This is a genomic window from Mucilaginibacter sp. 14171R-50 (assembly GCF_010093045.1).
In the GTDB taxonomy this organism is placed as follows: Bacteria; Bacteroidota; Bacteroidia; order Sphingobacteriales; family Sphingobacteriaceae; genus Mucilaginibacter.
This window is the reverse complement of sequence record NZ_CP048115.1, coordinates 4095233-4119765: the sequence shown is the minus strand read 5'-3', so window position 1 is coordinate 4119765 and position 24533 is coordinate 4095233. Positions and strand designations below refer to the sequence as shown.

Below are 24533 nucleotides of genomic sequence, written 5' to 3'. Positions count from 1 at the left end.
AAGCAATTTTAGCGCTCAAAAAACCGCTAAAAAAGTCCAAAAAATTCAGGAAAATTTGGGGAAAATTAAGTTAGATAACGATCAAATGATCCAACAAGAAGATACCATAGTAGCGTTGGCAACCCCGAATGGTGCAGGGGCAATAGGCGTGATCCGTCTTTCGGGGCCGGATGCCATCACCATCGCACAAAAGGTTTGGAAGGGTAAGGACCTCACTAAACAGGCATCGCATACGCTGCATTTCGGGCGTATTGTTGACGGCGATATGGAGCTTGATGAGGTGGTGGCTTCGTTATTTGTAGCGCCGCGATCTTACACCCGCGAGAATGTGGTAGAGATATCCTGCCACGGCTCAAATTACATCATCGAATCCATTATCAGGCTACTGATAAAGAATGGTGCACGCGCCGCAAAGGCGGGCGAATTTACACTAAGAGCGTTCCTGAATGGCCAGCTCGACCTTTCGCAGGCCGAAGCCGTCGCCGATCTGATCGCATCAAACTCTAAAGCATCGCAGCAGGTTGCCTTACAGCAGTTGCGGGGTGGTTTTAGTAACCAGCTGCAGCAACTGCGCGACCAGTTGGTGCAATTTGCATCGCTGATAGAACTGGAGCTTGATTTTGCCGAAGAGGATGTAGAGTTTGCCAACCGCGACCAGCTAAAAAAACTTACGCACGATATTACACGGATTATTGGCAGTTTGATACAATCGTTCGAATTGGGTAACGCGATAAAGAACGGCGTAAACACGGTTATAGCCGGCCGGCCTAACGCTGGGAAATCAACCTTGTTAAATGCTTTGCTGAACGAGGAACGTGCCATAGTAAGCCATATCCCGGGCACCACGCGCGATACTATCGAAGAGCTTTTAAATATAAAAGGCATAAACTTCCGCCTGATAGATACCGCCGGTATCCGCGAGGCCACCGATGCCATCGAGCAGATAGGGGTGCAGCGTACGATGGAAAAGATACGTCAGAGTGCTTTGCTGATATATGTTTACGATGCCGGGGAGATAAGCCTTGCCGACCTGAACGCCGATATAGAAAGCCTGCAAAAGCCCGGCATTACCATGCTGATAGTAGCCAACAAAGCCGACCTGCTCAACGCCGAACAAATATCGGCCCTGCCGCATACTGATAAGGCCATTATCATATCTGCCAAAGAAAAGCAGCACATTGATGAGTTGAAGCATAAGATATACAATGCCGCGGTAAAAGAACAATTGACGGGCCACGAAACACTGGTAACCAACATACGACACCTGGAAGCCCTGCAAAAAACCGAAGAAGCCTTATTGCGGGTACTTAACGGTATAGATAACGTTACCTCCGACTTCCTGTCGATGGACATCAAACAAGCCCTGCACTATCTCGGTGAAATAACGGGCGCTGTTACAACGGACGATTTATTGGAGAATATATTTAGTAAATTCTGTATCGGTAAGTAGCCCCAATCATACCGGTGCTTTAATGACCATCATTCGCTTCGTAAACTTTTGGTTGGGTTGGCAAGCGCTGCTTTTATAGCTTGATAGCCTATTGTGACTAAGGCAATAAGCGTAGCTGTAATACCGGCAATGGCAAGCACCCACCACTGTATGTGAATACGGAACGCAAAATCGAGCAGCCACCTGTTCATAGCGTACCAGGCTACAGGGAGCGCGATAACTGAAGCAATAATAACAAGCTTTAAAAAATCTTTAGAAAGCTCCACAACAATTTGCTGTATGCTGGCGCCTAATACTTTACGCACACCTATCTCTTTAACCCGCTGCGAAATGGTAAAGGCAGATAAGCCAAATAACCCCAGGCAAGCGATAAATATGGCTATACACGAGAAAATAGTAAACAATTTGCCCTGCTGCTGCTCGGCCGTGTACAGTTTTTGAAAGCGCTCATCCAGAAACGTATAGTCAAAAGGGGTTTCCGGCTGGTATTTTTTCCATGTTTGTTCAATGTTACTCAGCGCTGCATTAATGTTACGCCCATCGATTTTAATGGCTACACGCCCGTAGTTGCTATTAGCGAAAGCGGGCATACGCATAATCATTGGCACAATGCTCTGGTGCAACGATTCGAAATGGAAATCGTTTACCACCCCGATAATTTTGCCTTTAACGCCGCCATAGCTAATGTCTTTGCCAATTGCGTTTTCAGCGCTTTTCCAGCCAAGCGCACTTACCGCTGCCTGATTTAAAATATAGTTTGTAGTGTCAGTAGGGTAGTCGCGGCTAAAGTTGCGGCCGGCTGCAATCTTGATACCGTAGGTAGGTATAAAGCCATAGTCGGTATTCACATATTTTACGTCGGCATTCGTGCTTTTTTGGGTGTTACCGTCAAAAACAGAGATGCCCTGATCATCAAGTAAGCGGCCGGAGGGAAGGCGCGACGAACGGCTGATAGAACTTATCAGAGGCGAGCGCATCAAATCTGCCTTAAAACTCTCAAATTGCTCTGCCGGTACACCACTTCCTAATGTCACTATATGATCTTTGTTTAATCCGAGCGATTTACCCTGCATAAATTGCAGCTGCTGAAATACAACAATAGTAGCTACAATAAGCACGATAGATATTGAAAATTGGGTAATTACCAGTACTTTACGGAACGACAGGCCGCTGTTCCCTACCTTCATGATCCCTTTAAGCACTTTTGACGGGTTGAACGACGACATAAAGATAGCGGGATAAATGCCGCTGAGTATCCCTATTACAAAAGGCACAATAAGCACCGGCGCCAGTATAGTAGGCTGTAGGATGGTATGTATGGATAACCCTAATTCCGATGCCTTGTTGATCGCTGGGATGGATAAGGCCGTGATAACGAATGCTAAAGTGAGCGATACATACGTTATCAGGACCGATTCCCCTAAAAATTGACTGATTATTTGCTTTTGCTGTGCGCCAATTACTTTTCTAATACCAATTTCTTTGGCTCTTAAGGTCGAACGGGCGGTTGAAAGGTTCATGTAGTTAATGCAGGCTATCAGCAAAATAAACAAGGCAATGGCCGAAAATATATAGACACGCTTAATATCGCCGTTCTGATCTATCTCGCTATCCAGATGAGAATATAGGTGGATATCAGCCAGCCGCTGCAAAAACAGCTTTGTACCTTCCGATGGTTTGTTGGTGCCGTCGTGTGGCATGTATTTGTCTAAGAATGCAGGGAAGCGGGCCGTCATGCCGGCTACATTGTATTTGGGGGGTAATAGCAGGTAAGTGTAAAAAGAGTTATTTCCCCAGTTGGTTTCCAACCCCTTTCGGCCGTAAACAGCGGTATCATTTAAAGTATTAAACGACATCAGCATTTTAGGGCGCAGGTGCGAGTTAGCCGGAAATGCCTTGTAAACGCCGGTCACTTTAAAATTAAACTGGTTGGCAAACCTTATCTCTTTATTTATCGGGTTTTCGTTACCGAAATATTTATGGGCCCGTTCTTCGGTTAGCATAACGCTGTAAGGCTCCGTAAGGGCTGTTTTCGGGTTGCCTGCAATGGTTTTAACCGTGAAAAAGTTAAAGAAGTTTTCATCGGCGAAAGCCGATTCCTTTTCGTTAAATAACTTGTCTTTATAACGTAGGGTGACGCCGCTATTCGGGTAAACCCGGGTTACCTGCTTTATATCAGGGAATTCGTTTTTTAATAGCGGGCCGAAGGGCGGGGCCACCGAGCCCAGGTGCAAATTAACAACACCGTCGGTATTGTTAAAGCTGCGGGTAACGCGGTAAATATCCGCTACGTTGATATTGAACTTATCGTAGCTCAGCTCATTAATTATGTAGCAAAGTATTAGCAGGCAACAGGTTAACCCAATGGTTAAGCCCGATATATTGATAAAGGCAATAAATTTATGCCTGCCGAAATTGCGAAAGGCGCTGCGCAGATAATTTTTGATCATGGCGGTAAGCGGTTTTAATACGATAAGTACTGTTAAAATGCATGCCTGTTATGTAAATAACTGATTGTTAATAAATTAAAATAAAATCGCATCGCTTACACTGTTCGGAGACGAAACGGGAGTGTTCGGTAATGATACAGTTTTGAAGCGCAATTATGCACATATGCTATGAACCCGTCAAGCGTGTAAACACCTAAAAATTCCCGAATTTTCTTGAAAAAATTATACTTTTTTCCGGCTGATTAATGAGTAAATTAGTACAACCAAACTTTAATCGCATGACTACTTCGCAAAAGGACGAACTGATCAGTGAGCTGCTGGCAAACCGCATATCGTTACCAAACTTTATATCCCTGAGGGCGGAAGTTGATGAGCGCGACCTGTCAAACATCATCCAGCGTATCTACGACCTTAATGATGAACAGGTAAAAAAAATTGCCGCTTTAGCCCCGCTAATGGCTAAAGTTGATGCCATTAAAAATCAACAGCGTAATGGCAAATTCATCGCCAAAATAAAAAACGGGTTTCGAGGGAAACCGGGAAATAAGGTTATCCTTGTTGAGGGCGATTCGTGGTTCAATTATCCCATACTGCTCAGTGATGTGATAGACTGGATAGGGATGGAAAGCAATATGGCAGTTTACAGCCTGGCTTCGGGCGGCGACTGGCTGCTGAACATGCTTAGCGCCAGGAAATACGTAGAACAACTTTCGACCATGCATCCCGACGTATTTATTTTAAGCGGCGGCGGTAACGACCTGGTGGGCAGCAACCGCATAGCTGCAATGGTAGATCCATCCGGTAAAATGAATGAGCTTAGCCATAGCGAGTGGGCGCAACGCCTGATGAAGCCCGGCGGCGCCCCGATTAATATGGACCGGTTTGAAAACGGGATAGCCTACCTGTCGAAAGATTTTTTCGCCTTGCTAATGTTCTTTCAGCTGCAGTATTATAACATCTTTAACGGCATCCTTACTTCAGGGTCGGGAGATGCTAAGAAGGGAAAATTCCCCGGTATTAAAATAATTACCCAGGGTTATGATTATGCACAACCCAACCGAAAGCCCGGCTTTGGTATAAAACCCTGGCGGTGGTATAAACCATTTGCGCGCATGTTTTTGGGGCACGGCAGCTGGCTAAAAACCCCGCTTGATCTGCGGGGCATAAGCGACGAAAATGTACAGCGCGATGTGGTTTATGCCATGATCTATCTTTTTAATGAAATGATGATAGAAACCGGCGAACTTTTCAAAAATATCGCTGGCTATGATTGTGTGTTTCATATCGATTCGCGCGGGAGCGTAGGGGATGACGGCTGGACGGATGAACTGCACCCTTTGCCGGCGAAATTTCGTAACACTGGCAGGGCCTTTATTAATTGCATTAATGGTTTGCCGCCAACCAGCGGTTTGGTTTATAAAGTATAATCTTTAAGCGTATGAAACTCATTCTGTGGATAATATTTATCGCCCTGCTGGCTGTTACAGGGTATCAAAACTACCTGATCGGCGCCAGCGGTTACGATGTTTTCTCGCTCGAATTCGCGGGCAAAACGCATGGGTTGGTTATTATGGGCAATTGGCTCAATTGTTTTTATGGCGATAGCAACTTACTGGAAATTGCCCGGCAAAATACGCATTGGGATTTCTTTTTTATTGCAAGCTACGTAACGCTGTTGATCACCCTGTCTAACTGGCAAATGCAGCGCGAGAACTGGCTGCCGCTTAACGAGTTGCTGAGGTTTAACTTCCTGCTTGTAGTAGCGGCGGGCGGTCTGGATGTTGTCGAAAATGTTAGGCTGTTGCACAACTTTCATCATGTTAATGATGCAGCATCCTATTGGGGTACCTACTGGCTGGCCGGTTTCAAGTTTATATTTATTGGGGTAGCGCTGCTGGTATTTATGATATCATTTATAAAAAGCCTGATCATAAAATGGGCTTTTTGATACTTATTTGTGCTTTGCGGCCCAATCTTTCAGCTGTGTGATGGCATCATATAATACGCCTGCCTCGCCCCTGAAATCACCGGAGCCTTTTGGCTGACCGGTTTGCACATCGTACCATTCATAAAAGCCCTTATGCTGTATCGCGCGGTCTACCATCGGTTTCAGATCTTCATAAGCTTCGGGTGCCATATTGTACGGTAACAGCGCCGATGTGATGCGGCCGCCAAACCAGGTCCAGTCGCCGGCGTTTTGGTATAGATATGGCTTCATGTTCGGAAATTCTTTTTCGGGGTAGGGTGGGTAAACCGTAATGCCTATGGTGGCAAACTTTTCTTTCGCCGCGGCCTCGCGCATTTGCCTGTTTATCGCTTTTACCTCGGCTGGCGTGTTGAACCCGGCCATAATAGCGCATATCGATCCGCCGGTATATAAAATGTTTTTTTCATCAAAACCCTTGCTGAACGGGCTGCCGTTAAGATAAATGTGCGGAATATATTTTTGACCAGCCGCCGACCACAAATGTTTGCGCACATTTGTTTTTATCCTGCCGGCTATGGCTGCCCAGTCTGTAGCGGTTTTATATTGCTTTGGCTTTATAGCTAAAAAATCGTGCAGGGCAATCACATACATGGCATTATCGTATATATCAATGGCCCATTTTGTTTTTTTGTTGATGGCCACACCCCAGCCTGTTTCGGGTTGCACGTCGCCCCAGTCAATAGTTGTTGCGCCGGTAACCAGGCCATATTTTGCCGACCAGCGGTCTTTTAATACATATTTCAGCGCATCTTCCATACGGGCAGTTACCGTTTTACCGTCTATTTTTTCCTGCAGGATGGATGTATCGCCGGTTACATCGATGTATTTACGTACAGCCTGGATCAGCGACGACTCCTGGTCTGTTTCCACAGTGTTTTTATGGCCCGCCCAGGTTGGCAGCAGTTCAGAGTATCTGTACGCGTAGCCACCGTGTGCTTTCGAGGTATCAACCAATCCGTCAACGATATTGCCGTCTGTGCCCTGTATCTTAAAAAATAGCAACAGCATTTGTTTTACGGTTTCTTTAGGATGCACTTTAAGCGAACCCTTTATAAAGGTGTTAAAATCCCGTATCCAAACCTCGTTATAAGAAGTTCCGGCCGAAAAGCCGTTCAGCAAAACAAGCGCCCGGCTTTGTGTTGTATCAAGCTTGCTGTTGCCAAGTATTTCGGCAGCAATTACTTTATTATTGGTTTGCTGTGCATACAAACTGCCGTAACCCGCGGAAGTTAGCAAACAGAGGGTTAATAAATATCGTATCATATGAATATAATAACGGTGATTGGTTATGCCGAAATTACATTATATGTTGATATGTGCAAACATAATATCAACATTTATTTACGCCGATAGCTTAGGTATTGGTGATAACTTTAGCCCGAAATAGCCAGCAAATAATCTATATGCTGCTGCGATGCTGAAAGCGAGTGTTGGTTATTATAGGGTTTACCTGCTAAACGTACTTGCTGGCTTTGCGATATTCCCTGCAACCCCACGGTTTTATAGCCAAATGATGTGTCCTCTGGTTCTAAAAGCCGATAGGCGTCTTCAGAAATAAGCATGTCGTTATTAAGTTCTTTGGTTTTTGCTTGTAAACGGGCGGCGATATTAACGGGCAAGCCCATTACCGAGAGGGCGGCCGGCTTGTCAAGTCCAAATTCGCCGACAAACACTTTCCCCGTATGCAGGCCTACGCCTATTTCGAGCGGGCCGCCTTCAAAAGGGCCGCCATGCGCCCTGTTAAAAAGGTTAACCGTTTCAAACATCATCCTGGCGGCATGGTACGCGTTGTTTGCCGCCTCGCGTATGTTAGTTTGCAGGCCAAAAACAGCGTATAGGTTATCACCGGCAATTTCTACAACCTTGCCCTGAAAGTTTTTGATGATCTGGTTAAAGGCAGTGAACAAGCGTCGCACCACTTGTATAACCGAGTGGCCCGGCTGTGATTCCATCAGCCCGGTAAAATTGCGGATATCAAGAAATAAAATAGCCAGTTCTTTTTCGGTATCAGGTGAGGTATTATTGATAGAAAGGCAGTCGCCGTTTATGGTTAAGTAGTCGTTTTTCATATGCGTATTGTTGTGTATATACCTATGTAGACGCGAAGCTCACCAAAACATTTTAAATAAAATACGAATAATTGATTCGTGATGCGGGGGTGACGGGATTTAGAAACTTGGATGACATTAAGTGGATAACGTTAAGGCCATTTTTACAACAGCCTGTTTATTTGCGCGGCTTACGGGCAAAGCATGCTCCCGGATATGAACATGGCCGGAACTGATAGCAGTAATGTGCGCCACACCCGCCAGGTACGATTTATGTATCCTGATAAATTGTTGCGGCGGCAGGCTGCCCCAGATGGCTTTTAAACTGGAGTAAACGATGTATTTGCCCGATGTAGTTACTATGGTAACATAGTTAAGCATAGCCTCGATAAACAGGATATCGTTTACCAATATCTTTTGAAAGCGCTGGTTGCATTTTACGTACAAAAAACCTGGCCGTGCCTGAATTGACCGGATGGTGTCTGAGCCGCCAACCCTGTCAAATGCTTTTTCGCATGCTTTCAAAAAACGTCCGAAGGTTACTGGCTTCATCAGGTAATCGGTCACCTCCAGCTCAAAACCCTCAATGGCATACTCCGGGAAAGCGGTGATGAAAATGACCTGTTGAAAAACGTCATTATTTTTTAAGAAGTCGATACCGGTTATCCCCGGCATTTTAATATCAAGGAAGATAAGGTCTACGGGATCTGAGTGTAAAACCTGCATAGCAGCGGCGGTGTTTCGTACGCTGCCAACCAGTTTTAAAAAAGGTATGCGGCTTACATAGCTTTCAATTTGCCGGCGGGCAAGCGGCTCGTCATCCACTATTAAACAGTTAAGCATTACGTTAATTTTAAGGTTAGTTTAACGGTGTAAACTCCGTTGTCAATTTCCTGCGTAAGCATATGATTGTTGCCGTATATCAGTTGTAGCCGTTTGCGCACATTTATAAGGCCTATACCTTTGTTTGAACGGTCAGTCTCGCTTTGGCTTTCAACATCAAACGTATTGCTGCAACAGAATAGCAGTTCGTTATTTTGAAGGCTGACATCCGCTTTGATAAAGTTATCCCGGCCATCATGGTCAGATACGTATTTAAAGGCGTTCTCAACAAATGGAATAAGCAGCAGAGGGGCTATCCGCAAGCCATCGTAATTGCCCGAAACGGAAAGGCGCGCGCTGCAATTATCCTTACGGATGCTTTGCAGGTTAAAATAGTTTTTCAGGTAGGCCAGTTCTTTATTCAACTCAATCGCATCGGTATTACATTCATAGAGTTGGTAACGGAGCATATCCGAGAGCGATATCAACGTGCTCCTGGCTTCAGCCGTATCAAGCTCCATTTGCGCGTGCAGGTTGTTTAACGAGTTGAAAAGGAAATGAGGGTTGATCTGCGCTTTCAGGTACGAGAGTTCTGCTGTCGATTTTTCCTTTTCCATTAAAACCAGTCGCCTGCTCACGTCCTGACGGTCTTTTATGATCTTAACAGAACAACCGGCAAGCACGCCAACCAGGGCGATAAAGAAACGATTGTACTGCAGGTCTTCGTAGTTCCACGTAAAATCAAAATGGATGGGCACAAGCTGCTCGCGCAAAAACAACAGCATTATAAACGAGTAGATGCCCGATAGCACGGCAATAAGCACGGTAGAGAGCAATACCAGCTTAACCACGCTTTTACGCCGTAAATAATCGGGCATAATATACAGGTAAACGATATAGAATGCCGAAGCTACCAGCGCCACATCCACTCCTGTAAAATACAACCTGTTCATCCGGTTATCCACGTAGAAATACATGATCCTGTTCCACATCAGGAAGAACACCGCCCAAAAGACAAGATGGAGCAACGTTTTGCGCATAAGGCAATTTATGCAAATCAAACTCAACCAAATAATTTTTATATCAACGGTTGTATTTGCCGGACGAACGACAGCCGGGTACCCACTTATATAATATTTTGTGCACTTGGTATAATAAAGACAGTGCAACAGCGGTTTGTTGCCGATAATTGAACAAAAACCGCGATGAAAAAGTTAATAGTGCTTATCCTTTCCTTGTCTGTGCTGACGGGCAACGCCCAGAACACCGATAGTACCGATAAACTGGCCGCCACGTACTTTAAGGAGGCTGAACGCGCCGCTTACCATCAACAGATATGGAAAGCTGATGTTTATGGCCCAACGATGTTCGTAGACCCGCAGTCGCGGATAACTTATGCAAATGAGCCCGATAGTGCAGGGATATTAAAACCACAGGACGATATTTTTAAAGGCGTTTTGCCAAAGGAGGTGATGATAGCCAATACATCCATCCACTGGCAGGGCAAAGATTGGTCGGTAATATTATGGCCGTTGCCCCACGGCCGCGATGAGCGGGTAAACCTGGTATTGCATGAGTGCTTTCATCGCATCCAAACCAAACTTGGTTTTCCTGAACGCAGCCCAACGGTCAATCACCTTAGCAGCCTTTACGGGCGTGTATACTTTTTGCTGGAGCTGAATGCGTTAAAGGCGGCTTTGGGTAAGCCTGTAAGCCAACGCCGGGCCGACCTTGCCAACGCCCTGCTATTCAGAAAGAAGCGGCAGGAACTTTTCGCCGCTACCTTTGCAAACGAACGGATACTGGAGATGAGCGAGGGCCTTGCAGAATATACCGGGATGATACTGGGACGGCAAAAAGATAATATCAGACAACACCTGTACCATCAAATTGATACGGCCGGTAACCGCAGGTCGTTGATACGCTCGTCTGCCTATATCACCGGTGCGGTATATGGTTACCTGCTGTATGAGAAACACCCCCGATGGACACTGGAGATCGACTCTAATTCAGACCTTCCGGTTTTGCTGGCGAAGTATTATCACCTTAACTTGCCAAAACGCGGCTGGAGCGGTGGTTTGGAAGGATTGGGTAAAAAATATAATGCAGACGCCGTTCTCCGGTCGAAAAAGTTAAAGGAAGATATGCGCCTGCAAGTCGTTAACCAGTATCTTGATATTTTTATTCGCCGGCCGGTGCTCACTATAAACCTTATGAAAATGAATATCGTTTTTAACCCAAACACGGTGTTCGACCTGGGCGATCATGGTACAGTTTATCCCACGTCCGAAATTAATGATGTATGGGGTAAGCTAACTGTTACAACAGGCGGTATGCTGATGAAAAACTGGCAGATAGTCACCCTTCCCGCAGGCGGCATCAGCATAAACGGCCAGGCCATTGAAGGCAAAGGCTGGACCATTACGCTTAACCCGGGATGGAAGATACTTAAAACCGATGAGTTACACTACCGGCTTACCCAATAGCTATTTAGCCGGGGTGATAATAATATTGCGGTAGTCAATAGGGCCGTGGTCGCCTTGTATCAATAGCGGTCCGGGCTCACCTTCTCTGCTGTCTATAGCGCCGCCGGTTATACCGGGTATTTCCTGCCTGCATATTACCATGGTGCCGTTTGCAACAATAGTTACCAGGCGGCCTACTAAGGTAATATCGTATGATTGCCACTCGCCGGGGTTTTTGGCCATCATTTTATTTGGAGGAAGGAAACCATAAACCGAACTGAACTGGTTGTTTATCGGCTCGGGCTCGCCGCTTTTGGTATCAATAACCTGAACCTCGTAACGGCCGCGCAGGTAAACGCCGCTGTTGCTTCCCTGCTTGTAGCGGAACTCGATATGCAGTTTAAAATCGCTGAATTTCCTATCGGTGATCAGGTTGGCGCCCGAGTGGGTGCTTCGTAAAATGCCATTTTCTACCGTCCACTGGTTTTTGCCATCGGTATGCCAGCCTTTGGTGTCTTTGCCGTTAAATAACCTGATGGGTTTCCCCCAAACAGGCGCTTTGGCCCTGATCATCAATGGTGCGCGTACGCCTGTAAAGTTGTACGATTTTCCGTCGGTATAAACCATGGTGCCTTTCAGGGCATCGCCGCTTACCTCAAATTCAAAATCCATATTGCGGCTTCCTTCTTCCCATTGCGGTGGTATAGAAAAGCTGTATTTGCCGCTATTCGTCATAACCTGTGCAATAGGCCGTGCACTGCCGAAAGCATAAGTAAAGCGCCCGATCAGCGTATGTGTACCCGATTTTTGCACCTCTAACCACGATGGCAGGGTTTTGCCGTCTTTCTCTATCGTGATATCCCAGCGGCCAATAACGGCGGGATCTTTATCTATCGGCGCCGAAGCCTTAACCCCAGAAAAAACGATAAGTGCCATTATTATTTGTACGCCAAAAAAACGCAAGATGCGATTGTTATTTAAAACCGGTAAATTTTTCATATACTGCTAATGAGATGCTAAATCTACAAACTAAATTAACAATACGAAAAACATAAACAACCATGCTTCTGAATGATCGGGGATTTAAGCTTATGGCATTTGATAAATAATGCTATAATTGCTTTTTTTAGCGCAGCCGGTGCCGCGTTAAGATTATAGATATTTTTATGGGGCGATTGCTTACCTTTGCTGGGTACGATGGAAAACATGGTTAAAATATTTGTTGGCGGTTTCCCGCTGGAAATGACGGAATTAGAACTCGTTCAGATTGTTGCGCCGTATGGCGACGTTTGCACCATCAAGATAGTGCGTGATAAAAAGACGAAAATATGCAAGGGGTACGCTTTTTTAGAAGTGGCAGACCGGCACGGGGCCGAACAAATAATAGCGGCGCTGAACGGCACTATGCTTGGCGGCCGGCAGTTGTCTATCAGTATTAAGGAAGATGAACCGGTTGTGGTAAAACCCCGGATTTATACCAGGCTAAGGCGCCCCGACGAACCGGTTAAAGCCAGGCGGCCCCGCCGTGTTTAAAGCTTTGCTTAAACCGTACCTGGCAGCGAGAGCTATTTTACACTGTTGAGAAAGATACTATTTATATTGTGTGGATGCTTTGCCGCGTTTTCGGCGCGGGCGCAAACCGTTTTGACAGTTGATGAAAAGGGATTTAAGCCCGGTAGTTTTTTGTATTAGCACACTCTTTTCTGTTTGTTAGGTTTACGGGAAAGGCCGTTCAGCGCGCTTGTTATTGATATTTTTTACCGGCTGCAGTAAGCAATTACACTTTAAGCGTATGTAACGTTATCGATAATGCCGAATGGCATTGTAAGCATATTTTTTGAACTATCCTCCGCGTTATTAGTTGATCACTATATTTCAGCTTGACAATTTTACGACAAACCTTCTTGTTTTTCTATTCAAAAACGGGTTTTTTTACGAAAACGTTATCGTAACCAATTACCCTGTCTACTCAAACGTTTTCGTAGAAATATAGTCGCGGTTTACATAAACTTAGGTCAATTACGTCGTATAATTGAGCTTAATGTACCTGGCCAACCAATTACAGGCACCAATTACCAATATAAACTAAGCCAATTATGAAAGTGATGCCCTTCAGCAGCTTGCTAAAAATCGTCTTTAATTTTTTTAAGAGGGGAGGGCCGGTATGTTCAAATTTCAACAGATCATCCATTAAAAATATACTAAGCGCGTTGACATTGCTGGTTGTGTTAAACGGCGGTGCACCAATAATTACTAATTAACCAACTTAATTCCGGAGGATTTCACGATGAGATAATCGCTTTTATTGCAGACGTATTTGCATAAGCATTTGAGCAAACCAGGTTTGCATTTTGCGCGGATTCCGGCAGCCATGCCGCCTAATCAATTAATCACAATAATCATAAATTATGAAAAAAAGAATTACTCTAATTTTTGCTTTCCTTATAGCAATGCTAACCGTGTCCTTTGCTCAGGATGTTACGGTGAAAGGCGTTGTTAAAGACAGCCAGGGATTGCCTTTGCCGGGTGTGACCGTACGAAACAAAACAACGGGTGCCGGCACCGTAACTGATGTTAACGGCAGCTACACTATCACCGCTGCCGGCAACGCAACGCTTACCTATAGTTTTATGGGCTACACCACTCAGGAGCAACAGGTTGACGGCCGAGCCTTAATTAACATTACGCTGGCCGATAACAATAAACAGCTTGCCGAAGTTGTGGTTATAGGTTATGGTACACGTGCGGTTAAAGATGTTACCGGGGCCATTACCAGCGTTAAGGCAGATAAGTTTGAAAACGATAACCCTACCAGCGTAGCCGATGTATTGCGTGGCGCCGTACCGGGGATATCTGTGGCGCTTAACACATCTGCTAAAGGCGCGGGCGCCGGCGATTTTCAGGTGCGCGGTAAAGCCAGCTTATCCGGTAACGTAAGCCCGCTGATAGTATTAGATGGCGTTATTTACTTTGGCGACCTGGCCGACATCAACCCGAACGATATAGACAGGGTTGACGTATTGCGCGATCCAAGCGCTTTGGCGGTTTACGGTGCGCAGTCTGCGGGCGGTGTAGTTGCCGTAACAACAAAAAAAGGTAAAAAGGGCGCTTCGGTAGTTACGCTTAATGCCAACGTGGGTGTTGCGCAGTTGCTTCAAAACCAGCCATATCACCAGGGCGAGGATTTTCTTCACTGGCGATCAGACGTGCAGCGAAGCGCCAATACCTCTAAACCATATTACTATTACAGCGATCCGCGCGATTTGCCCGAAGGTGTTACATTAGACCAATTTTTGTCGGGTGCTACCGGCGACCCTGTTGATGTTTATTTACAGCGCCTGGGCCTGTTTGCCAATGAAATTGCCAATTACAAGGCCGGCAAGGTTACCGATTGGTCTAAACTGATCTTCAGAAACGGCTTAAGGCAGGATTATACCGCCAGCCTGTCGGGCCGGAGCGAAACGGTTAGCTATTATTTTTCGGGCAACTTCACCAATAACGAAAACCTGATACAGGGGGGTGATTACAACAACACCCGTTTCCGCGTAAACCTGGAGGGTAAGGCAGCCAAATTTTTAACGGTAGGTGTAAACGCGCAATTTTCTATGCGCGATGAAAGCCACTCGGCCAACCCTTTCGGCCTTTCGGGATACGACCTTAACCAGGCCGATTGGGGGCAGATCATCAACTCGTCCCCTTATGGCGATGTATATAAGCCCGACGGCACATTAACGCGTATAGACACCGACGATAGCGGCTTAAACCAACGTAACCCTTTTTTAGGTAATAAGTACAACAGTAATGTTTACAGGCAAAACGTACTTTTTTCGACATTATTTACGAGGGTCGACCTTCCATTCGGGTTTAAATACACCCTTAATTTTTCGCCGCAGATAGAAGCCTATCGTAACTTTTTTGCCAGGCCGGGCGCAAACCCCAACGAAATTGCGGTGAATGGCCTTACCGGTACGGCTTATCGCTCGATGGAAGAACGTTACAGGTATAATATCGATAATATCCTAACCTGGAACAAAACATTTGGTATACATACCTTTGATGCTACCTTTCTGTTAAATAAAGAGAAGTACCAAACCTGGTACACGCGTACAAACAACTCGCAATTTAGCCCCAGCGATGTTTTGGGCTATCATAATATTGGCGCGGGTACCCTGCCGGTTGAAAGCAGCGATGATCGTGTTTACAATGCCGACGGTTTGATGGGGCGTATCAATTACACCTTATCAGGTAAATACAACTTCACCTTCACCGCCCGCCGCGACGGCTTTTCGCCGTTTGGTTTAACACAGCCACGCCAAAATTATTTTGATGGCGCCGTAGCGTGGACCTTTAGCGACGAGAAGTTCTTTAAAACCGATTTCTTTAAGTGGTTAAACTATGGTAAGCTGCGCTTCGGCTACGGCTCTAACGGTAACCGTTTGGCAAGCGGCACGGCCGATCCAAGCCTGGCCCTGGCAATTATCAACGGCGCTAAATATCCAACCGTATCTAACGGAAGCGTCACCAATAACAACAGCATCCTGGTAGCATCCATGCAAAATAACCTGCTTACCTGGGAGCGTACAACCGGCCCTAACTTAGGTTTAGATTTTGCTGTCCTTAATAATCGCCTTAGCGGTTCGGTAGATGTTTACAACCGTAAAACCACGGGCTTAATTGTTAAACGTACTTTGCCACAGATAATGGGCTATACTGTCCCTGACGTGTATACAAACATTGGCGAGGTAAACAACAAGGGTATCGAAGTTTTACTGGAAGGTAAGATCATGCAGCACAAAAACTTTAACTGGAGTGCAACCGGTACCTTTTATTTAAACCGTAACAAACTGGTTCACCTGTATGGTTCGTCAACAACAACCGATGCCGCGGGCAATACAATTACCATTCCCGAAAAAGACGATATAGGTAACGGCTGGTTTATTGGCCACGATATTGATGCCGTATGGGATTATAACGTAAAAGGCGTATGGCAAACCGATGAGCTTGACGAAGCCAAGAAATATGGCGCTGTACCCGGCGATTTTAAGCTGGAAGACCGCACCGGCGATTTCAAGTTTACCAATGACGATAAGGTCTTTAAAGGTTCAACAGCTCCAAAGTTCAGCTGGTCGTTACGTAACGATTTCAATTTCCTGAAAAACTTCGATTTCTCGTTTATGCTGGTATCAAGCATAGGGCAATTAAGGCAGTTTAACAATGCTGTTAACAACCCGGGCAGCGTGGGCAACGGCCGTATGAATGCTTACGACCTGCCATACTGGACCCCCGATAACCCCATAAACGACTACGCCAGGTTAAACTCAGGTTCGTCAGGTACTACCATTAATATATGGCGCAAAGCGTCTTTCATCAGGCTGCAAACCGTATCGTTAGGTTACACCTTTAGCCCCGCTTTAATAAAACGCCTGGGGATGTCGAGCGCCAAACTGTTTGTGAATGCTACAAACGCCGCCGTTATCTCTGACTGGCCGCTTTGGGATCCGCAGAATAACGGCCCAACACCACGGTTTCTGGCAGCAGGATTTAACGTCACTTTTTAAAGTATAAAGCAACTTGAATATGAAAAAGATAAATAAAAATATAATAGCCGCGCTGGCAATAGGAGCTGTATTTGCAGCCGGAGGATGTACAAAGCGCAGCGACCTTTTCCCTGAGGCGCCATCTAAATATACACCGGGCAATACGTTAACCACACCGGCCGCCTTCCGCTCGTTATTGCTCAACTTAAACTTAAGTGTCAGGTTCGAATTTTTTGGCGACTCGGCGCCAATGTTAACCGAATCTATTTTTACAGATGCGGCTGTTGAGGGCACTACCGATAAAACCACACCGGCGCAGGACCTTAACATCAGGATCACACCTACCGCTAACCTAAATAGCGACGACTATAACAAAATAGGCCGCTACTGGCAGGTTTGGTGGCAGGGTGTGCACGATGCCAACGTTATTATTACCAGGATCAACGATATCCAATGGCCATCTGACGATGATAAGAATAAAGTGTTGGCGGGAGCATATTTTCACAGAGCGTACAGGTATTACCGTCTGGTGCACGAGTTTGGCGATGTTCCGTTGCTGTTAAAAGAAGAAACCATTGTAAATACGTCGTATGTAAGCACCCAGCGTATGGTTATCCTGAAAAAGATGAAGGAAGACCTTGAGTTTGCTGTAACTAAACTTACAGATGACGGCGCCAAGGGCGAACCTTCAAAAGGCGCGGCGGCACACCTTTTAACTAAAATTAACCTGGCACTTGGTTTATTTGACGACGCCATAGCATCAGCAAATATCGCTATTAACGGCCCTTATGCTTTGATGACCAACCGGTTTGGTATTGTTGCCGGCGATGCTACCAAAAATGTTGTATGGGATTTGCACCGCCCCGAGAATAAATCGATAGCGGCAAATACCGAAGCGCTTTATGTAGTAATAGACCGCGAAAACCTGGAAGGCGCCACCAACCTGGGCTCGCAGCTAATGCGTAACTGTGTACCCATGTGGCACAACGGAACCATACTTACACCCGGCGCCTTAAAACCGGGTATCTCTGATAAGGTAACAGAAGAGTTTCCGCTTACCTTATGGTATGGCCGCGGTATTGGCCGCCTGCGTGGTACGCCTTATGCTACCAAGTACATTTGGACAGACAATACCGATTACCGCCATGCCAAAGGCATGTGGATGGATATGACCGACCTGGTTTATAATCACCCGGGCCTAAAAACCTCCGACCCCGCATGGTACGGCAAACATTTGGAGCAATATACTGCCGCAAACGTAAACCAGCGTTTCCTGAACGGTGCCAAGGATACTATCCGCGCATGGTTTGGCTGGCCGCACTACAAAGTGTTTATCGGGTCGGGGACAACAGCCTCTGATAAATGGTGGAGCCCGCCACGCGGTACTAATACCGACTGGTATGTATTCCGTTTAGCCGAAACTTACTTGCTGCGTGCCGAAGCTTACTGGTGGAAAGGCCAAAACGCCCTGGCAATGGCTGATATAAACAAGGTTCGTGCACGTGCCAACGCCGAATTGCTTACAGATCCAAGTAAGGTTAACATCGGCACTATACTTGACGAACGAGCCCGCGAACTTTTCTGGGAAGAGCCGCGTAAGGACGAACTTACCCGCATGGCCTATATATTTGCCCAAACAGGCAAGGCAGCCTACAATGGCAAAACTTATAACATAGCCAGTTTCTCTACCGATAACTTCTTTTACGACCGGATAATGGAGAAAAACGATTTTTATAAGAACCCAAATGTTGTTACAAACTCGGGTAACCATTTTACCATATCGCCATATCACGTGTTGTGGCCCATACCACAAAGCGATATCGATTTGAACATCAACGGGCATATCAATCAAAATAAAGGGTATTCCGGTTCAGAAAACAACGTTCCGCCGCTTGATAAAGTGGTAGAGTAATCAATTCCCTAAACCTTATTAAGCCGGGCTTACCACACTAAGCCCGGCTTTTGCATAAACCGTTCCTGCTGTTGGTACTAACGATCAATTAATTCATAAATTAGCCTGCCTTAAAAGGGGCGGGCTTTTTAATTACCTGATGAAAAAAATATTACTCACCTGTTTTTTAACCTTTGCAGTAATTGGCGGATATGCACAAACCGCCCCCCGTAAGCTTTCGTTAAGCGTTACTACGGGTTATGGCCAGCAGGACCTAAAATGGTCTATCGCCGGTAATTTAGCGGGTCAAAACCCTAACATCTACTCAGAACTGCAATGGAAAAAAGTTGGAGGCGTATTGTTAACCGCGACGGGAGAATGGAATGTATGGAAGCAGTTTATGCTTACCGCCGGTTACGCTAATGTATTTACCACATCCGGTGCGGTTAGGGATAACGATTATAATGGCGATAACCGCACCAACATGGTTTACGATGATCTTTTTGATGCCGATAAAGGCTACCTGCGCGATTGGAGTATAGGTGCAGGATATGTGCTGCTCAACAAGAGCAGATTTGCCTTAAATGGTTATGCAGGTTATAATGCAAGCACCCAATCGCTGTATATATTAGATCGTACAGGTAATATTTCTGATCTGAACAGTACTTACAAGGCAAGCTGGAAGGGCGTGTTTGTAAGAGCAACAGGTTTTTTGACTATTAGCAGTAAGTTAAACGTAAATGCCGCCTTACAATATAACCAGGCTAACTACAGTGCAGCTGCCGACTGGAATTTGATACAAACCTTTCAACACCCGGTTAGTTACCGCCATGCGGCAAACGGTTTTGGTATAGATGGGGATTTGAAACTGGTTTACAAGTTGTGTGATAAACTGGCCATACAGGCCGGCGGAGGTTATTACAACTGGCAAACAGGTAACGGTATCGATGAATTGTTTTTAAGCGCAGGCGGCAGTAACAAAACACAATTAAATAAAGCAGAACGAGAGGGCTACCGCTTATCGGCAGGGGTGACGATCCGGTGGTAGGCCTGTAATATAGCGGCCTTAGGTTTGCGGGAATTTTTTTAAGATTACTAAAAAATGATAACGAGTAACGGCTAATCATTTAAGTTTGCCTGCTCAGTACTACCACATGGCACACATTTTAGACAACCCTATTTACAACGCACTCAAAACAGGAAACAAAAAACTTTCAGCAGACGGATCCCGGGCAGTTCATTTTCGACGTGATGTAGCGCCGTTTGCCGGGATGGAGAATAATAGCTCAGCCGATTTTAAGGCACTTAGTGCGTTTGATCCGCAGGTAAGCCCCTTGGTAATATTTACACCCGTAAAATTAAATATTCCTGGGAAATTTGAGGTTATACACGAGTTTGAAATGCAGCAAATGGTATATAAAGGGGGCATGCCGATAGCCGCCGCACCCCAACCGGTAACTGAGTTGGATGAAAGCCACATACCCCAAATGTTGGAACTGACAGAACTTACCAAACCCGGGCCATTTTTGGAGCGTACTATCGAGTTTGGAAACTACACCGGTATTTTTGAAGATGGAAAGCTGGTATCAATGGCAGGGCAGCGCCTCCAGCCATCCCCCTACATCGAACTTAGCGCTGTATGCACCCATCCCGATTACCTGGGCAGGGGGTACGCCGGCACATTATTGAATGAGCAGGTGAAAAAGGTTTTACAAGTAAGAGGTACGCCGTTTTTGCATGTGTTGGCAAGTAATAAAGCGGCCATAAGCGTATACGAGCGGGTAGGCTTTGAAACCCGCAGCCCCATGTTTGGATATGTACTTAATATTAAAAAATAACGCTTCTATATTCCTGAGTAATCGGTAGGTACCAACATGGTCGATGTTATTTTTGATACCAGTAAGGCATCGGCATATTCCGGTACGGCGCTTATTTTTTTCCATTCAGGGTCGCCGCCAAAAGCTTTCCAGTGAGCCGCTTTATCTTCCATATCTTTAAAAGTAACCATGTAGGTTAGGTTGGGCCTGTCGTTGCCAATAATCGTTTCGCCAAAAAACACCGGTTTAAAGCCCAGGCGCTTAAAAATATCTATTTCGCCTTTATCGTTAAACATTTCAATTTTCTTTTTACCGGCGGCTTCGCTGGCGCTTTTATACTGGCGCAATTCAAAAATACGTTTCTCACGCGCAGGGATCTGTTTTGACGGCATATGCTTGAACGCTTTCAGCATCGATGTTTCCAGGTGCTCAAAGGCAGGGTTATCGGCAGGGGCATTCAAATAAGCAGCGCCGCGTGCCCAATAATCTTTGTTATCTTCCAAAAAATAATACAGCCCTTCGGCGTGTACATACGTGTTAAAGGGAATCAGCACGTAAAGCTTTGTTTGGCCTGCCGGATTCAGCTCGGTAAAAACGCCTACGGTCTCGTATCTTTTCTGTTGCATCATCGGCACAAAAACCTCCCGGTAAAAGTCTTCCGTTATTTTTTGCTGGCGCTCGTCTTTAAAGGTATAAACCCTTAGCTCATAGTGTTCTATGTACGGTATCTTGTCCTTTAAGGGTTTTGACTGTGCCACGGCGGCTACAGGGGCGATTGCCGCAGCCGCGCCACTTATTAACGAGCCTTTTACGAATGAGCGTCTTTTCATTATTTAAAAATTGATGTGCCTAATATAGGGATATTATTTATTCAAAATCATCGTCATCGTCCTCTTCCTCGGGCACATAATTATTTATAGCCTGGCCAATGGCATCAACCTCGGCATTATTATTAAACATCGGTGTTTCAGTCTCCGGATGTAACATAAGCCAAACGTTGTCGGTATCTTTTTCAATTTTACCAAACTCGTTACCGGCTTTAAATATGGTGTAAACGTTATCTTCTTCGGGGAAAACAGAGTAAACTATTCCATTTACCAATATGTCAAACGGGTCTTGCATGTTGCTGTGTTAATTAATAAAGGCGCAATTTACTATTTTACCAATACAGGTTTAACGGCGCTTAAAAGTTTACCCGTCAGTTGCTTTTTTAAGCACATACTTGTTTACATTTGCGGCCACAATTGCAGCAACCCGGGCATTATAAACTTTGGCCGGTTTTTAGCAGTGTATAAAACATGAAAAGAGTTGTTATTACAGGCATGGGGGTTTTATCGCCGGCCGGAAATGATCTTAAAAGCTTTTGGGCGAATATTGTAAACGGCCGCAGTAATGCTGCTGACATAACCCGTTTTAACGCCGAAAATTTTAAAACCCATTTTGCCGCCGAGATTAAGGATTTTAACCCTGCCGACCATCTGGACCGTAACGAAATAAAACGCAGCGACCTTTACACGCAATATGCGCTGATAGCTGCCAGGGAAGCAATCGAAGATTCGGGTTTTGAGTTGGATAAGATGTCGCCGTTTGACGTGGGGGTTGTTTTAGGATCAGCACAGGGCGGGTTCGAAACCTTTGAACAGCAAGTAAGGGAATATGCTGCAAATGGCTTTATGCCGCACTTTAACCCATTTTTTATACCAAAAACGCTGATCAACATGGCCGCGGGTATCATATCCATTAAATATGGTTTTATGGGCGTGAATTTCTCGGCCGTTTCGGCCTGTGCTTCTTCCAATACAGCTATTATGGACGCGCTGAATTACATTCGCTGGGGAAAGGCCAAAATTATTATAACCGGCGGAGCAGATGCTCCCATCAGCGAGGCTTCTATAGGTGGGTACAACGCTTTAAAAGCGCTTTCAACCCGTAACCAGTCGCCCGAAACTGCTTCGCGGCCGTTTGATGTGGAGCGCGACGGATTTGTAATGGGTGAGGGGGCAGGTGTTTTGGTTTTTGAAGAATACGAGCATGCGGTTGCCCGCGGCGCGCACATCTACGCCGAAATTGCCGGTGCTGCCATGACATCTGACGCTTATCACATCACTGCCACACACCCCGAAGGCAAAGGCGCCATACAAGGAATGAAACTGGCCTTACAGGACGGCGGTTTAAATGCCGATGACGTAACTTACGTGAACGCCCACGCCACCTCAACATCAGTAGGCGACCTGAGCGAAGCCACAGCCATAAACGCGGTTTTTGGTAATAATAAAGATCTGTCGGTGAGCGCAACCAAATCCATGACAGGTCACTTACTGGGCGCGGCGGGTGCTGTAGAATCTATCATTGCTATAAAAACCATTACAGACGGTATCATTCCGCCCACCATCAACACGCATACTATCGACCCCGCAGTACCCGATAATTTGCACATTGTGATAAAGGATGCCATCAACAAAAAAGTTAATGCTTCGTTAAGCAACACGTTTGGCTTTGGCGGGCATAATGGTATCGCCGTTTTTAAAAAGGTGTAAGGAAATCCTTGGGAAAAAAAATGCAGTAATATGAACTATGCTGATAACGATATCATCGATAACGAAGCCATACACAACTTTGAGTTTTTTGTTGATGGTCATCGTTCATTTATCGATTACAAAACCAGGGATAACAGGATATACCTCATACACACGGAAGTGCCTGAAGAACTGGAGGGCCGTGGTATTGCAGGGGTTATGGTAGAAAAGGTGCTGACCTACATTGAGCAAAGAGATATGAAACTGGTGCCTTTATGCGCTTATGTCAAGGCGTTTTTAAAGCGCCACCCCGAGTGGAACAGGCTTTTGGCTTAATTACAACAATAAAACATCTATACGGTGAGCGTGCACCATGTTTACCTCTACCGACCATGCAAACACGGTAAATTGACCATCTTGTGATGCCACAAGGGCTACCGCGTCATGCTGATCGTTAACAAATTGTGCCGCGGCCAAATGGCGGGAGCCGCCATTTTGGGCGGGGTGTATCTTTATAGCCTTGCCGCCGGCTACGGGTTCGGTCATCACAATTTCGCCTACCGGTGTGCTTTTTACCGAGCGTGCAGCTTTGGCGCCGAAAGCCAGCAGATCATACTTATCGGTTATGATAGTAGCACCGTCAACAGCGGTAAAACCGCCTATCAGGTCAATAGCTTCCAGTAACGATTCCTGCCATTCCAGTTTTTTTTGTTCGTGCTCGGTCAGTTTCAGCAATTCGGCAATAGCGCTGTAAGGCGGTTTCACAGGATATTTAACGGGCTGCACAATCGAATCTTTCCATGCCGTTGTACCTGCGGGTACAATAAGCACCAGGCCGCCCCGCTTGTGCAGGCGCATGGATGCCGCCAACTGCACCAACACGTTAAATGATTCGCCCATGTATGTTGGCAGGGGCATGTTTTCAAGTGAAGTGATCAGTGCCGGGCAATCAGCCACCCCCATAGTTGCCTCGTCCAAAACTTTGATCTGGTCGCCCTGTAAAACGGCTACGTTCACAAATTTGCCAAACCCGTCAACGCGGCGGTGCTTTATTACCAGCAGGCCCGGTTCTACTACTTCTAAAACAAAACATATCGCCGGTATGCTGTGTGTAGTGCCCCAAATAAAAAGGTCGTCGCCATCGGGCCAAACCCCTAAGTGTATGCCTGGCTGTTCAACCGCGGGGGCAAGCTTAATAAGATTCTGGGTGGTAAGCCTAAGCTTTTGCCCAAATATTAATGGTTTTTGCGATTGTGATGGCTGCAGCAATGCCAGCGAGATGATAGGCGACCGCCCTTCCTCGCGGCGCATGCTGGCCCAAAACGCCGAGTCTATTACCGCCTCAATAATATGCGCCTGGGGCGCCGTTGCGATATTGGTATCCTGTAAACTTTGCGCCGCTAACTGGTGCTTTTTAAAGTGGGCCTCAATTTCGGGTGCAACCATTCGGGCCGGCAGGTAGGTGGGTTCTGATAGCATACGTACAAGCGTTTTTCAATACAATTATAGTTAATATCCGCGGGCATTAGTGTTATGGTTTTGTAAGTTGT

The 24533-nt window shown here is 45.9% G+C and carries 20 protein-coding genes; 11 read left to right on the top strand and 9 right to left on the bottom strand.

Annotated features, from left to right (window positions below; translation table 11 throughout):
- The first annotated feature begins 85 nt into the window (after positions 1 to 85).
- Positions 86 to 1450: a tRNA uridine-5-carboxymethylaminomethyl(34) synthesis GTPase MnmE gene (gene mnmE / locus GWR56_RS18625; protein ID WP_162432707.1), complete on the top strand. Its 1365-nt coding sequence runs from the start codon at positions 86 to 88 to the stop codon at positions 1448 to 1450.
- Positions 1451 to 1479: 29 nt separating this feature from the next.
- On the opposite strand, the gene GWR56_RS18620 is transcribed toward mnmE, so the two are convergent.
- Complete coding sequence (locus tag GWR56_RS18620) at positions 1480 to 3900, bottom strand: ABC transporter permease (protein ID WP_162432706.1); 2421 nt, start codon at positions 3898 to 3900, stop codon at positions 1480 to 1482.
- Between the two features lie 278 nt (positions 3901 to 4178).
- Here GWR56_RS18620 and GWR56_RS18615 point away from each other — a divergent pair, with 278 nt between their 5' ends.
- Together GWR56_RS18615 and GWR56_RS18610 are read left to right on the top strand one after the other, a co-directional pair.
- On the top strand, positions 4179 to 5327 hold the full coding sequence (locus tag GWR56_RS18615; protein WP_162432705.1) for a hypothetical protein: 1149 nt from the start codon (positions 4179 to 4181) through the stop codon (positions 5325 to 5327).
- An 11-nt stretch (positions 5328 to 5338) separates the two neighbouring features.
- Positions 5339 to 5848, top strand: a complete 510-nt coding sequence (locus tag GWR56_RS18610; protein WP_162432704.1) for a hypothetical protein — start codon at positions 5339 to 5341, stop codon at positions 5846 to 5848.
- A 3-nt stretch (positions 5849 to 5851) separates the two neighbouring features.
- Here the strand turns inward: GWR56_RS18610 and GWR56_RS18605 are convergent, their stop codons facing one another.
- The 4 genes from GWR56_RS18605 to GWR56_RS18590 all read right to left on the bottom strand — a co-directional run bounded on the left by GWR56_RS18605 (position 5852) and on the right by GWR56_RS18590 (position 9797).
- On the bottom strand, positions 5852 to 7150 hold the full coding sequence (locus GWR56_RS18605; RefSeq protein WP_162432703.1) for a hypothetical protein: 1299 nt from the start codon (positions 7148 to 7150) through the stop codon (positions 5852 to 5854).
- Positions 7151 to 7260: 110 nt separating this feature from the next.
- On the bottom strand, positions 7261 to 7956 hold the full coding sequence (locus GWR56_RS18600) for an adenylate/guanylate cyclase domain-containing protein (RefSeq protein ID WP_162432702.1): 696 nt from the start codon (positions 7954 to 7956) through the stop codon (positions 7261 to 7263).
- A 117-nt stretch (positions 7957 to 8073) separates the two neighbouring features.
- Positions 8074 to 8778: a LytTR family DNA-binding domain-containing protein gene (locus GWR56_RS18595; RefSeq protein WP_162432701.1), complete on the bottom strand. Its 705-nt coding sequence runs from the start codon at positions 8776 to 8778 to the stop codon at positions 8074 to 8076.
- Positions 8778 to 9797 carry a sensor histidine kinase gene (locus tag GWR56_RS18590; protein WP_162432700.1) on the bottom strand — a complete coding sequence of 340 codons (1020 nt, stop codon included), beginning with the start codon at positions 9795 to 9797 and terminating at the stop codon, positions 8778 to 8780. Before GWR56_RS18590 ends, GWR56_RS18595 begins: the two co-directional genes overlap by 1 nt.
- Before the next feature lie 165 nt (positions 9798 to 9962).
- On the opposite strand from GWR56_RS18590, the gene GWR56_RS18585 reads away from it, so the two are divergent.
- Entirely contained in the window at positions 9963 to 11243 is a 1281-nt protein-coding gene (locus GWR56_RS18585; RefSeq protein WP_162432699.1) for a hypothetical protein, read from the top strand.
- On the opposite strand, the gene GWR56_RS18580 is transcribed toward GWR56_RS18585, so the two are convergent.
- A complete protein-coding gene (locus GWR56_RS18580; RefSeq protein WP_202925345.1) occupies positions 11244 to 12158 on the bottom strand; it encodes a DUF1080 domain-containing protein in 915 nt (304 codons plus the stop codon).
- Between the two features lie 270 nt (positions 12159 to 12428).
- Between GWR56_RS18580 and GWR56_RS18575 the strand changes: the two genes are divergently transcribed.
- From GWR56_RS18575 to GWR56_RS18555, 5 genes are all read left to right on the top strand, one after another.
- A complete protein-coding gene (locus GWR56_RS18575; protein ID WP_162432697.1) occupies positions 12429 to 12755 on the top strand; it encodes an RNA-binding protein in 327 nt (108 codons plus the stop codon).
- An 875-nt stretch (positions 12756 to 13630) separates the two neighbouring features.
- Complete coding sequence (locus GWR56_RS18570; RefSeq protein WP_162432696.1) at positions 13631 to 16780, top strand: SusC/RagA family TonB-linked outer membrane protein; 3150 nt, start codon at positions 13631 to 13633, stop codon at positions 16778 to 16780.
- Between the two features lie 19 nt (positions 16781 to 16799).
- Entirely contained in the window at positions 16800 to 18671 is a 1872-nt protein-coding gene (locus tag GWR56_RS18565; protein WP_162432695.1) for a RagB/SusD family nutrient uptake outer membrane protein, read from the top strand.
- Positions 18672 to 18810: 139 nt separating this feature from the next.
- Positions 18811 to 19698 (top strand): hypothetical protein, encoded by an 888-nt coding sequence (locus GWR56_RS18560; RefSeq protein WP_162432694.1) that lies wholly within the window; start codon positions 18811 to 18813, stop codon positions 19696 to 19698.
- A 106-nt stretch (positions 19699 to 19804) separates the two neighbouring features.
- The gene (locus GWR56_RS18555) at positions 19805 to 20488 is read left to right on the top strand and encodes a GNAT family N-acetyltransferase (RefSeq protein WP_162432693.1); all 684 of its coding nucleotides are present in this window, start codon (positions 19805 to 19807) and stop codon (positions 20486 to 20488) included.
- A gap of 5 nt (positions 20489 to 20493) precedes the next feature.
- Here GWR56_RS18555 and GWR56_RS18550 read toward each other — a convergent pair whose 3' ends face one another.
- Both GWR56_RS18550 and GWR56_RS18545 read right to left on the bottom strand, forming a co-directional pair.
- Positions 20494 to 21297 carry an NIPSNAP family protein gene (locus GWR56_RS18550; protein WP_162432692.1) on the bottom strand — a complete coding sequence of 268 codons (804 nt, stop codon included), beginning with the start codon at positions 21295 to 21297 and terminating at the stop codon, positions 20494 to 20496.
- Between the two features lie 37 nt (positions 21298 to 21334).
- On the bottom strand, positions 21335 to 21589 hold the full coding sequence (locus GWR56_RS18545) for a hypothetical protein (RefSeq protein WP_162432691.1): 255 nt from the start codon (positions 21587 to 21589) through the stop codon (positions 21335 to 21337).
- A 176-nt stretch (positions 21590 to 21765) separates the two neighbouring features.
- Here GWR56_RS18545 and fabF point away from each other — a divergent pair, with 176 nt between their 5' ends.
- Entirely contained in the window at positions 21766 to 23004 is a 1239-nt protein-coding gene (gene fabF / locus GWR56_RS18540) for a beta-ketoacyl-ACP synthase II (protein WP_162432690.1), read from the top strand.
- 30 nt (positions 23005 to 23034) lie between these two features.
- Positions 23035 to 23319, top strand: a complete 285-nt coding sequence (locus GWR56_RS18535) for a GNAT family N-acetyltransferase (RefSeq protein WP_162432689.1) — start codon at positions 23035 to 23037, stop codon at positions 23317 to 23319.
- On the opposite strand, the gene GWR56_RS18530 is transcribed toward GWR56_RS18535, so the two are convergent.
- Positions 23320 to 24462, bottom strand: a complete 1143-nt coding sequence (locus tag GWR56_RS18530; protein WP_162432688.1) for a putative sensor domain DACNV-containing protein — start codon at positions 24460 to 24462, stop codon at positions 23320 to 23322. It lies immediately after the preceding gene.
- Positions 24463 to 24533 lie beyond the last annotated feature (71 nt).